Here is a 12266-nt window from a genome sequence, read left to right as displayed (position 1 = left end):
TAACCATGTTCTGTTTTTAACGTATGAATTTAGAGTGAAAAGGGTGACAAAAAGGACAGCTCGAATTGAGCTGTCCTTTTATTGTTTATCCCGCTATTTGCGACCAGTAAGATCCCCACCTCAAAATTCAGCGAAAGTAAAGAAGTTAGGTGGGGGATTAACTGCCCATAAAAGCCCGATTGGTTCAACTAATAATCAGTGGGGGATTAAAGTTTCACTTTATGAGAGACTAATGCATTACTCAGTGCTGCAAATTCTTCGATTGATAATGTTTCGCCTCTTCGCTTTGGATCAATGCCTACTTCCGTTAAAATACGATCTAATAACTCTTTATCTTTCGGGAAACCATTTAGATTATTTGATAAGTTATTCATCAACGTTTTACGACGTTGTGCAAAGCTTGCTCGTACTACTTCGAAGAAAAACTTCTCATCTTTCACTTCAACAATTGGTTTTGGACGTTTTAAAAGACGAATAACTGCGGAATCTACATTTGGTTGTGGGACAAATACGGTGCGCGGAACAGTCATAACTGTTTCTACCTCCGTATAATATTGAATTGCAATAGATAGAGAACCGTAGTCTTTCGTTCCTGGTTTAGCCGCTAAGCGATCTCCCACTTCTTTTTGCATCATAACAACAAACCCACGAACTGGTAATTGTTCTTCTAGCAATTTAAACAAAATTGGTGTTGTAACGTAGTATGGTAAATTTGCTACTACCATTACGTCTTGCCCTTTTTCGAACTGCTCTCCGAATACTTCATGTACATCTGCTTTTAAAATATCTTTATTAATTACAGTTACGTTGCTGTAAGGAGCTAATGTTTCATCTAGAATTGGTAATAGTCGTTGATCGATTTCGAAAGCGACTACTTTCTTAGCACGTTTTGCTAACTGCTCCGTTAACGCTCCAATACCAGGACCAATTTCAATTGCTCCGCTCTCTGGGCCGATTTCTGCATAATCCACAATACGATTTAATACGTTTGTATCAATTAAGAAATTTTGACCTAAACTCTTTTTGAATGAAAACCCGTACTTTTCAACAATATCTTTCGTACGATTCGGTGTTGCGATATCCTTCATTTCTTTTCCTCCTGTAATACTTGTTTATATGCTTCCGCAAATGCTTCTTTTGAAACTTGAAACATTTGTAAACGTTTATGTAGCTGCTTCGCATTTGTATAACCAATCTTTAATAGTTTACCCATTTTTTCTCTACGACTTTTTGCCTGTTCTCCGCCTACTAGTCCAGCATCTACTAAGTCACTCCAACTAATTTCGCTCGTATAGGCTTCCATTTCTTCGTGAACATTTTCTAAAGCACGGCGAATGGATTCATTGGAAGCATGTTCAATTCCGACTCCTTTTTTTCTCTTGGCAAGTGCCTCTTCTTTCGGTAAGAAAGCATGCTTACAACCCGGAACCTTCTCAGAAATAATTTTCCGAATACGCTCTCCCGGGTAATCAGGATCCGTCAAAATAATAACGCCTCGCTTTTGCTGTGCCAATTTTACTTGCTCAATGACATGTTCACCGATTGCTGAACCGTTCGTTTCAATTGTATCTGCATCAACAGCACGCTTAATTGCAACTGTATCATCTTTACCTTCTACAACGATAATCTCTTTAATTTTCATGACTGCCTCCACACTGATTTCGTCTCTACTTAGTAAAACAAAAAAACGAATACTTTTCCATTATTATTTTCCCACTGATACAATTTAAAAAACAGAGGAGAAAAAATCCTCTGCCTACTCTTCTTATTGTAACACTTTAACCTCACTTGTTTTCTTCCCTACAAATATATCCGTTAGTTAGCTAGCTTGTATTGCCTTCTGGGTATTGTTGGCGTCTCTTCATTGGGAGGTAACAATAGTGGCAGGGTAAAAGAAAAAGAATGGAATTCACCATTCTTTCTTATTCAACACCAAATAAAGCTTTTGCATTTTCTGTAGTTACCTTTGCGACCTCTTCGTATGAAATACCTTTTAAGTTAGCAATTTCTTCTGCAACAAGTTTCACATAACTTGGCTCATTTCGTTTACCACGAAATGGATGTGGCGTTAAGTATGGACAATCTGTTTCTATTAGCAGCTTTTCCATTGGAATTTCCATTGCAACTTCTTTCGGTTTCTTTGCATTTTTGAAAGTTACTGGCCCACCCAATGAAATTAAAAAATTCATATCAATACATTGTTTTGCCACCTCTACACTGCCACTAAAGCAATGCATAATGCCGCCTACTTCAGCTGCATTTTCTTCTTCTAGAATATCTACAATATCTTGCGTTGCATCACGGTTATGTATAATAATAGGCAATTTCACTTTCTTTGCTAACTGAATTTGTTTACGAAATACTTCTTTCTGTACTTCCTTCGGAGACTTGTCCCAATGATAGTCCAACCCCATTTCACCAAGAGCAACTACTTTTGGGTGTGCAGCTAACTCTTCTAACCAAACTAAATGTCCTTCTGTCATATCAATGGCATCAACGGGATGCCAACCAACCGCTGCATAAATAAAGTCATATGTTTCTGCGAGCTCAATTGCTTTTTTTATTGTTACCTCATCAAAACCAACAACAACTGTATACGAAACCCTAGCTTCTTTCATTCTTGCAATAACTTCCTGTAAATCTTCTTCAAATTGCTCTGCATTTAAATGTGAATGTGTATCAAACAACATAACAAATAACTCCTTTTATTTGAAATAAATTCTATCATAGTAAAAAATCTCTTCCCTAAAAACGTAATAACAATAGTACAATCTTAATACAAAAAAGGAATTTTTAAAAAGATTCCTAACAAGAAAAAAAGATGCTCCACGAATGTTACACGTGAAACATCTCTTATTTTGTCAAGATTACTTGATTTTTGTACCATTTGATAAATTTTGATCAATTGTTGCTAAAGACAATACTCCGTTTTCTTCGCCTGCTAAAATCATACCTTGTGATAATTCACCACGTAATTTCACTGGTTTTAAATTTGTTACACAAATAACTTTTTTCCCTTTTAATTCTTCTGGTGTGTAAAATTTAGCAATTCCAGAAACAACTTGTCGCTTTTCTGTGCCTAAATCAAGTTGAATCTTTAACAGTTTGTCTGCTTTTTTTACAGGCTCTGCTTCTATTACTTCCGCCACACGCAATTCAACTTTAAAGAAATCATCAATTGTAATTTCTTCTGCCTTCGGTTCCTCTTCCTTTTTCTCTTCTACTTTAGGAGCAGAACCTTTCATTTGTTCTTTGATATATTCAACTTCAACTTCTACCTCTAAACGTGGGAAAATTGGTTGTCCTTTGACTACCTTCGTGCTAGCTGGAATACAACCAATCGTAGAAAGGCTATCCCAAGATTGATAAGCTTCATCAGTAAGGCCAAGTTGTGTAAAGATTTTACTTGGTGTTGCTGTCAAGAATGGCATAAGCATAATAGCCATTTGGCGAAGCATTTCTGCAAGGTGTGCCATTACGGACGCAAGCTTATCACGATCATTCTCATCTTTCGCTAATACCCAAGGTTGTGTTTCATCAATATATTTATTAGTACGGCTAACCAGTTGCCAAATAGAACTCAATGCTACTGAAAACTCCATGTTTTCCATTGCTTCTTCTATTTTTTTCAATGTACCCTGTGCAAACGTTACTAATGTTTCATCAAACTCAGTTACATTTTCTTTAAAAGCAGGAATTTCTCCATTAAAGTACTTATCAATCATCGCTACTGTACGATTTAATAAGTTTCCTAAGTCATTTGCAAGGTCAAAATTAATTCGCTCAACAAAACCTTCTGGCGTAAATACACCGTCTGATCCAAATGGAACCTCACGAAGTAAATAGTAACGCAGTGCATCCAATCCATAACGATCAATTAACGTAACTGGATCAACTACATTACCTTTTGATTTACTCATTTTTCCGTCTTTCATTAAGATCCAACCATGAGCAAATACCTTTTTCGGCAGTGGTAAATCTAGTGCCATTAAAATAATCGGCCAATAAATTGTATGGAAACGAACAATTTCTTTTCCTACTAAGTGAACATCTGCTGGCCAATACTTTTTATATTTCTCTTCATTATCTGTTCCATATCCTAGTGCTGTAATGTAATTAGATAATGCATCTACCCATACGTAAATAACGTGTTTGGGGTTACCTGGCACACGAATTCCCCAGTCAAAAGAAGTACGAGAAACTGCTAAATCTTCTAGACCTGGTTTAATGAAGTTATTAATCATTTCATTTTTACGAGATTCAGGTTGAATGAAGTGTGGATTTTCTTCATAAAATTGTAGTAGTCGATCTACATATTTACCCATTCTAAAGAAGTAAGATTCTTCGCGAACAAGTTCTACAGCATGGCCACTATCTGGACTTTTTCCTCCGACTACTTTATCGCCTTCCATAATCGGATCAACAAGTTGATGTTCTGTGTAGAATGTTTCATCCTGTACAGAATACCATCCTTCATATTCATCAAGATAAATATCACCTTGATCAACAAGTTGTTTAAAAATCTTTTCAACAACTTCTTTATGACGATCTTCGGTTGTCCGAATAAAGTCATCGTAAGAAATGTCCATTTTCTCCCACAATTCTTTAATTCCTGCTACAATGTTATCAACATATGCTTGTGGTGTAACTTGTAGTTCTTCTGCTTTCTTTTGAATCTTTTGTCCATGCTCATCAGTACCTGTTAAATAATGAACATCATATCCTTGCATGCGCTTGTAGCGTGCCATTGCATCTCCTGCTACCGTTGTATAAGCATGTCCAATATGAAGCTTTCCGCTTGGATAATAAATTGGAGTAGTGATATAAAAGGTCTTATTTTCCTCTGTCATTGTTTTGAACCTCCCAAATGACCTCATATGTATTTATAAACAGTATATCAAAAACTGACGCATAAAAACGAATTAATGCTCGATTATCTTTATCATCTATTACTCATATTCAAAAAAAATATACAGTAATTTATCTGAAATATTGATAAAATTTAAAAATACAGTAAAATACTTGTGTAATTCTTTCATTTTCTATTATATATAAGAAGTATAAAAATCTACAATTCTTTCATAAAATATAAAATTTATGAATTGACGGAAATGTAAATGATTGGTATCATATGTTCATAGGGTATTTTGTCGAAAAATGACGAATTAAAATATAGACTCGCAAACTTACAGAATATGAGGAGGATAACGAATATGAAATCTACTGGTATCGTTCGTAAAGTTGATGAATTAGGCCGTGTTGTAATTCCGATTGAATTACGTCGTACATTAGGTATTGCTGAAAAGGATGCTCTTGAAATTTACGTTGATGACGAAAAAATCATCCTAAAAAAATATAAGCCTAACATGACTTGCCAAGTAACTGGTGAAGTGTCTGATGGTAACCTTTCTTTAGCTGAAGGTAAAATTATCTTAAGCAAAGAAGGCGCTGAACAGATCTTAAACGAACTTCAACAATATATTCAAGCAGTAAAATAAGCTTCTCAATTATGAGAAGCTTATTTTTTATCAACATGATAGATTTGATAGACGTCTCGTTTCGACAAATCTCGATCTTTGGCCGCCTTTTTAATTGCATCCTTTGAAGACATTCCTTGCTCGTTTATGTAATGTTCGATATGATCGTATACTGATATAGCTTCCCACCACTGTTCCTCTGGAGCAGCTTCCTCCTTTGACCCGGATACTAATATACAAAATTCACCACGAACCTCATTTTGCTTTGTCCATTCAATCGCTTCTTCTACCGAACCACGAATAAATTCTTCAAATTTTTTCGTTAGTTCTCGGCACAATACAATTTCTCTATTTCCAAGTACTTCTTTCATAGAAATTAATGTATCATCTAACCGATGCGGCGCTTCATAGAACATCATCGTAGTTGGAACATAACGAAGCTTTTCTAATTCCGCCTTACGTTCTTTTTTATTTCTGTGCAAAAATCCGTAAAAATAAAAATGTCTCGTTTCTAACCCTGATGCAATTAGCGCTGTAAGAGCAGCATTTGCCCCTGGAAGTGGAATAACATGATATTGTTTCTCTACAGCTTCTACAACAATGTCGTAGCCTGGATCAGAAATACAAGGCATACCTGCATCACTTACAAGAGCTACTGTTTTTCCATCTTCTAGCTTATCTAAAATTTTCTGTCCACTTACTTCCTTATTATGCTCATGATAACTCATAACTGGTGTTTCAATTTCAAAATAGTTACAAAGCTTTTTCGTCTGCCGCGTATCTTCAGCAGCAATGATATCAGCCTCTTTCAATATCCGAATCGAACGAAACGTCATATCTTCTAAATTACCAATCGGCGTTGGAACTAAATATAAGGCTCCCTTTTCATTTGCTTGAAAACTTTTTTGCTGCCACATAGCGTTCTCCTTTTTGCATATATTCTTCTTTTTCTTTTCGCTTTAACTGTTTAAAATGATATTCAGCTTGCATCGCTGTCGTTTTATCTCCATGAACCTCTACGTATTTTAAAACAACAGGAAGCCTAGCACGAGTATAACGTGCTCCCTTCCCACTATTATGAGTTTGAATTCGTTTCTCTAAATTATTTGTATACCCTGCATAATAACTCCTATCTGAACATTCTACTACATAAAAATAATGTTTATTCTTCTCCATATAAGATTGAACGAAGCTCCTTTGTATACTCATTATTTTCCTCATATACAAAAAGGGGTGGCAAAATTTTCAAATCTGCATTTCCATCTTTAATTCCTTCTATTAGTAGCGTATTTGCTTCTTTACCCGCCTTTGGATATACAAACTGCACACGTTTTGGTTCAATCTTATACTTTCTCATTAGTGTTACAATATCAAGTAATCGACCTGGACGATGAACAAATGCTACCTTACCACCTTGCTTTACAAGCTGACTACTAGCATATACGACATCCTCTAATGTACACATAATTTCATGACGAGCTATAGCTAAATGCTCGTTAATGTTTTTCTCAGATGCCTTTGGCGTTTGAAAATACGGCGGATTACATGTTACAACATCGTATTGATGACGCCCAAGCTGCTCTGGCATATCCTTTAAGTCTCCATGAATTAACTGGATTCTTTCTTCTAACTTGTTATACTGGATGCTTCTTACTCCCATATCATACAAGCGTTCTTGAATTTCTACCCCTGTAATATTCCCTTTCGTTCTCGTGCTTAACAAAAGCGGAATAACAGCATTTCCTGTACATAAATCAAGCAAATTTCCCTTTTGAATCGGAACCCATGCAAAATTCGCAAGTAACACTGCGTCTAAAGAAAAATTAAACACAGATGGACTTTGAATAATTTTCATTTCTTCCGCTAGTAAATAATCTAAACGTTCATCTTCATATAAGTGCATATACGATTTCCTTTCTTATACTTAACCTACCCTATTTGAACGTAAAACTAAGACCTATTTCATCTTATCTTTACTCTCATGTATAAAAAATTACCTTTCCAATATATTGGAAAGGTAATTTCATTTTTTATTTAAAAATGACAGACAGAATAAACAATCCCCTTCTTTACGTACACTTCCATAATGTAAATTACAGATATGGAAACCTTCTTGATATAGGCGTGCTAGGTTATCGTAGCCTTCACCAATATCCGTTTTAGGCTTCATTTCTTTTCGTTTTTGAGTTTTTTGTTTTTCCTTATTCTGTATTTCTTCAAAACGACGTCGCAAATTTTCATTTTCCATTTTAATATGTTGGTTTTCTTCAAGTAACTCTGCAAGATGTTGCTTTAATTCTCCCAACTGCTTATATAAATGTCCAATTTGCTCTTCCATACTGGAAACCGCTGCAAAAATATCCTTTTTCTCCACAAGCACCCACCTCATTAATCTGTGGTTTGACTCGAAACGACCCCTTCATTAATTAATTCATCTAACGTATATTCTACTATCCGTTCCTTGTCTACTAATTCCACTTGAATTAATCTTTCTAAAATATTTAATCCGATAACGCGTCCAAGACCATGCGGTGTTTGTATACGTTGATCTAAATCAGGAAGTTGCTCTTTTGCCGCTTCATACTCGTCATTCTCATATTTTAAGCAACACATTAATCGGCCACATAAGCCAGAAATTTTCGCAGGATTTAATGATAAATTTTGATCCTTTGCCATTTTAATGGATACAGGTTCAAAATCACCTAAAAATGTAGAACAACAAAGCATACGGCCGCATGGACCAATACCACCAAGCATTTTTGCTTCATCGCGAACACCAATTTGTCTTAGCTCAATTCTTGTCCGAAAAATTGCAGCTAAGTCTTTTACAAGTTCACGAAAGTCAATACGACCATCCGCTGTAAAATAGAAAATAATCTTATTACGATCAAACGTATATTCTACGTCTACAAGCTTCATATCAAGTTTATGTTCCCCTACCTTTTGTTGACAAACTTGATATGCTTCTTTTGCAGCATGTTTGTTCTCTTCAACAATTGTCCGATCATTTTCATTTGCAATGCGAATGACTTTCTTTAGCGGTAGTACCACATCATTTTCATCAACTTGCTTTTTTGTAATAACTACTTTCCCATATTCAATACCTCGTACAGTTTCCACGATCACAAATTCATTTTCCGAGATATCGAATTGATTCGGGTCAAAGTAATACACTTTTCCGGCCTTCTTAAAGCGAACACCTACTACATCATACAAAACGGTCATCCCTCCTGCAACCGCAACACTAACTGTTCGAACACAAGCTGCGCATTTACATTAGCGTTGATTCTATTTTTTGCTTCTAATATATTAAAAAGAGCTGATACAATGCGCTTCTGAGCGTAAGAGAAAGAATGAAACATCTCCTTTTGATCTTGAAAGACAAGACGATCTTCCTCTCCTAATTGAACATATAATAAATCCCTATAAATAAGGAGTAAAATATCTAAACCTTGTTGTAATTGTTCCTTCTCTCCAAAGTGTTTCCCCCACTTTTCTTGTACAAAAAAAAGAGAGGTTGTATCTTTTTCGAGCGCTTCACATAATTTTATCACTAAAGCTCGTGCTTGTGCAAACCATTCATCATTACACAGTAATAACGCTTCCTCAAAACTATTCGTAAGCTGTGCAGCAAGGGTAGATAAAGAAACTGCAATTCCATCCCCCTGCAGTCTCTCAATTAAAGATTCTGTAGACAAAGGTCTAAATGTCACAACTTGGCAACGAGATAAAATAGTATTTAAAATTTGATGACTTTGTTCAGTAAGTAAAATAGCTGTTGTATTGCTGCTTGGTTCTTCTAAAAATTTTAATAAGGTATTAGCAGCATTTGCTGTCATTCGATCTGCATGCTCAATAATATATACCTTTTTATTTGCCTCTAAACCCGTTTTTGAAAACTCTTCCTGTAAATCATGAATTTGTTGTTTTTTAATAGATAACCCATCTGGCCTTACAATATGTAAATTAGGATGGTTACCCGAATCAATCCGGCGGCAATTCGTACATGTATGACACGGCTCCACACCGTTTCTTTGTTTACAAAGAAAACTCTTTGCCATTTGAATTGCCGTTTCATATTTTCCAGTTCCTTTTGCACCTTCTAACAAATAAGCGTGGGATATACGCCCTTTTGCAATACTATTCATCAACATCTTTACACCAATGGGCTGTATAGCAGAAAGCTGCTCCCACGTCCTCGTCATAATGCATACCTCACTTGTTTTATACTTTCCTTCTATTATAACAATTTATCTTCTATAAGCTGAATAACTTCTTCCACAATCTTTTCTATTGGCTGATCTGCGTTCACAACGACTATGCGATCTAAGAAGCGATCTACAACCTGTAAATAACCATCACGTACACACTTATGGAATTCAATACTTTCCATATCTAAACGATTCACTTCACGATTAGCATCCTTTTCGATGCGAGCTAAGCCTGCTTCAGGTTCAATATCTAGATAGATTGTCAAATTAGGCATACAATCTTCAGTCGCAAACCGATTAATTTCAAATACCTTATCAATCCCTAGACCTCTTGCATAACCTTGATAAGCAAGAGAGCTGTCAATAAAGCGATCACATAACACAAGATAGTTTTTCTCCAAAGCTGGCATAACTTTTTCTACTAAATGTTGTCTGCGTGCTGCAGCATATAATAATGCCTCCGTACGTGCTTCCATCATCGTATACTCTTGGTTATGTAAGATTGCTCGGATCTCTTCTGAAATCGCTATACCACCTGGTTCTCGCGTTGCTATGACTTTTTGTTCTTTCTTTTCAAAGTACGGTAATAACTTTGTAATTAATGTCGATTTACCTGAACCCTCTGGTCCTTCAATTGTTACAAATAATCCCTTCATCCTAAAACCTACTTTCTTCCTATATCATACACATTCATATATTTTACATTCCCTTGAAAACGAGCACCCGTTTCTTCTAAATAAGAAATTTGTTCGATGTGTTCTGTCGTAATTTCTTCTCCATACATCAGTAATGGAATACCCGGTGGATACGGAATAACCATATCCGCTGCAATCATCCCCGCAGCTTCTTGTAAAGGTACAATTTTTTTCTTATACTTTCCTAATTGCTTATAAGTAAATGGTAAAGAAGAGAATCCCTCTCTGTAAGTATACCGAATAGATGGTATCTTGTCTGTTACCGTATAATTACGTAATGCTGACCGTATTACTTCTATGGCCTTCATATACTGCTCATTCACTTGTAATGGTAAAATAAATAGAACATTATATGGATCTGCCATTTCTGCGTATATACCTATCTTTTCAAATATAGATTGTAATTCATATCCAGACAGCTCACAGCGTGTTTGTACCGTAACTTTTAACTCATCCTGCAAAGGATACTGTAAAACAGCAATTTGTGGAATACCCTGCAATTCCTCCCTAAATCGCCTCACAAACTCCACGATTTTATGACAGCCCTTCTCCTTCATATTTGCTAATGTAAAGCGAGCCACATCTAATGAAGCCATAATCGGATAAGACGGACTGCTAGATTGTAACATATTTAAATAAGAAGAAACTTTTTCTTCATGCACTAAATTACTATTGATATGTAAATAAGACCCCATAGTCATAGCGGGTAATGTTTTATGCGCTGAGTGTACAACTATATCAGCACCGTATTCTAATGCTGACTTAGGAAATGGCTCTCCTATACAAAAATGAGCTCCATGTGCCTCATCTACTAAAACAGGAATTTTATGTGCGTGTGCGCACATAATACTTTTCTTTAGGTCAACTCCCATACCATAATAATTGGGATGTGTTAAAATCAATGCCTTTGCTTCTGGATATCGTTCAATAGCTCCCTTAATGACCTCATGCTCAACTCCAACTGGTATGCCATACAATTCATCAATCCAAGGCTCTAAAAATACTGGATTCGCTCCAGCTAACTTCAAGCCATTAATAATAGACTTGTGGCAATTTCTTTGTACAAGAACAATATCATGCTCCTTGCAGCATGATAAAATCATTGCCAAATTTCCAACTGTAGAACCATTAATTAAAAAATAACTCTTTTTTACATTATATACATCAGCCAATAATTGCTGTGCTTCATCTATACATTCAAACGGACTATGCAAATCATCTAATCCTGTTAATTCCGTTACATCAATAGAAAGCACATCACTAAAACCTGCTTGTGCCTGCTCCGGAAAATTCAAACCATTTTTATGTCCTGGAACATGTAAAGATAAAGGCTTTTTATTTTTAAACTGGAGTAACGTCTCATATAATGGTATTCGATTTTGATTCATGTTTATCTCTTCCTTACTTTTCATTCTCTATCTATTATACAGAGATATTAGGACAAAAAAAATAATAGGCATGTGCGCCTATTTATGAATATGATATTTGGATCTTTCGCAGTTGTTCTAAATAGTATATATATTTAGGATCATTCGTTTCAGTTTCTACCATGTCCCGTTCACAAGCATCACATATAAAACTTGTGTGTACATGTATACCATCATCTTTCCTATTCCCACATACAATGCAAACCTCATGTTTTATTTTCATATCTTTATCCTAATCATTTTTCTCTAAATGAAAACGATGTAGGATATTCCTCCCCTCTATTTTGAATTAAAATATACTTACTTCTATTCCTTGACACTTTTCCGAAAAATATACATCGTTTCGTTATATATGTATGATATGAATCCTATTTGGGCAGTGTGTTTGTCACACACATGATGAAATTAAACTTTCTTCCACAGTACTTTTATTATATTTTCACCTGAAAATATAAT

14 protein-coding genes are annotated in these 12266 nt (G+C 35.5%); 1 reads left to right on the top strand and 13 read right to left on the bottom strand.

The annotated features are described in order from the left end of the window. Positions 1-206 precede the first annotated feature (206 nt). From rsmA to metG, 4 genes are all read right to left on the bottom strand, one after another. Positions 207-1088 carry a 16S rRNA (adenine(1518)-N(6)/adenine(1519)-N(6))-dimethyltransferase RsmA gene (gene rsmA, locus BPMYX0001_RS00150; RefSeq protein WP_016116901.1) on the bottom strand — a complete coding sequence of 294 codons (882 nt, stop codon included), beginning with the start codon at positions 1086-1088 and terminating at the stop codon, positions 207-209. Continuing rightward, entirely contained in the window at positions 1085-1642 is a 558-nt protein-coding gene (rnmV, locus tag BPMYX0001_RS00145) for a ribonuclease M5 (RefSeq protein WP_018767333.1), read from the bottom strand. Before rnmV ends, rsmA begins: the two co-directional genes overlap by 4 nt. 280 nt (positions 1643-1922) lie before the next feature. After that, complete coding sequence (locus BPMYX0001_RS00140) at positions 1923-2690, bottom strand: TatD family hydrolase (protein WP_003194214.1); 768 nt, start codon at positions 2688-2690, stop codon at positions 1923-1925. A gap of 177 nt (positions 2691-2867) precedes the next feature. After that, the gene (metG, locus tag BPMYX0001_RS00135; RefSeq protein ID WP_006093071.1) at positions 2868-4850 is read right to left on the bottom strand and encodes a methionine--tRNA ligase; all 1983 of its coding nucleotides are present in this window, start codon (positions 4848-4850) and stop codon (positions 2868-2870) included. Between the two features lie 363 nt (positions 4851-5213). Between metG and BPMYX0001_RS00130 the strand changes: the two genes are divergently transcribed. Further along, positions 5214-5498: an AbrB/MazE/SpoVT family DNA-binding domain-containing protein gene (locus BPMYX0001_RS00130; RefSeq protein WP_003194210.1), complete on the top strand. Its 285-nt coding sequence runs from the start codon at positions 5214-5216 to the stop codon at positions 5496-5498. A 20-nt stretch (positions 5499-5518) separates the two neighbouring features. Here BPMYX0001_RS00130 and rsmI read toward each other — a convergent pair whose 3' ends face one another. The 9 genes from rsmI to BPMYX0001_RS29975 all read right to left on the bottom strand — a co-directional run bounded on the left by rsmI (position 5519) and on the right by BPMYX0001_RS29975 (position 12033). After that, positions 5519-6394, bottom strand: coding sequence for a 16S rRNA (cytidine(1402)-2'-O)-methyltransferase (gene rsmI, locus BPMYX0001_RS00125; RefSeq protein WP_003194207.1), 876 nt, complete (start codon positions 6392-6394; stop codon positions 5519-5521). Beyond that, the gene (locus tag BPMYX0001_RS00120) at positions 6363-6653 is read right to left on the bottom strand and encodes a GIY-YIG nuclease family protein (protein ID WP_033795807.1); all 291 of its coding nucleotides are present in this window, start codon (positions 6651-6653) and stop codon (positions 6363-6365) included. Before BPMYX0001_RS00120 ends, rsmI begins: the two co-directional genes overlap by 32 nt. Then, positions 6640-7380, bottom strand: a complete 741-nt coding sequence (locus BPMYX0001_RS00115; protein ID WP_006093070.1) for a tRNA1(Val) (adenine(37)-N6)-methyltransferase — start codon at positions 7378-7380, stop codon at positions 6640-6642. The genes BPMYX0001_RS00120 and BPMYX0001_RS00115 overlap by 14 nt, the downstream gene beginning before the upstream one ends. Before the next feature lie 120 nt (positions 7381-7500). After that, positions 7501-7851, bottom strand: coding sequence for a DNA replication initiation control protein YabA (yabA, locus tag BPMYX0001_RS00110; protein ID WP_016116893.1), 351 nt, complete (start codon positions 7849-7851; stop codon positions 7501-7503). A 14-nt stretch (positions 7852-7865) separates the two neighbouring features. Next, positions 7866-8693, bottom strand: a complete 828-nt coding sequence (locus tag BPMYX0001_RS00105) for a PSP1 domain-containing protein (protein ID WP_003194202.1) — start codon at positions 8691-8693, stop codon at positions 7866-7868. Between the two features lie 5 nt (positions 8694-8698). Further along, complete coding sequence (holB, locus tag BPMYX0001_RS00100) at positions 8699-9682, bottom strand: DNA polymerase III subunit delta' (RefSeq protein WP_018783058.1); 984 nt, start codon at positions 9680-9682, stop codon at positions 8699-8701. Positions 9683-9717: 35 nt separating this feature from the next. Next, positions 9718-10344: a dTMP kinase gene (tmk, locus tag BPMYX0001_RS00095; protein WP_003194196.1), complete on the bottom strand. Its 627-nt coding sequence runs from the start codon at positions 10342-10344 to the stop codon at positions 9718-9720. 8 nt (positions 10345-10352) lie between these two features. Then, positions 10353-11771, bottom strand: a complete 1419-nt coding sequence (locus BPMYX0001_RS00090; RefSeq protein WP_033795805.1) for an aminotransferase class I/II-fold pyridoxal phosphate-dependent enzyme — start codon at positions 11769-11771, stop codon at positions 10353-10355. Between the two features lie 82 nt (positions 11772-11853). Next, positions 11854-12033, bottom strand: coding sequence for a sigma factor G inhibitor Gin (locus BPMYX0001_RS29975; RefSeq protein WP_016116889.1), 180 nt, complete (start codon positions 12031-12033; stop codon positions 11854-11856). Between the last annotated feature and the right edge of the window lie 233 nt (positions 12034-12266).

The sequence above is a fragment of the Bacillus pseudomycoides DSM 12442 genome (assembly GCF_000161455.1).
Taxonomy (GTDB): Bacteria; Bacillota; Bacilli; order Bacillales; family Bacillaceae_G; genus Bacillus_A; species Bacillus_A pseudomycoides.
Note: the sequence above shows the minus strand (reverse complement) of the source record. Positions and strands in the feature narration are given on the sequence as shown.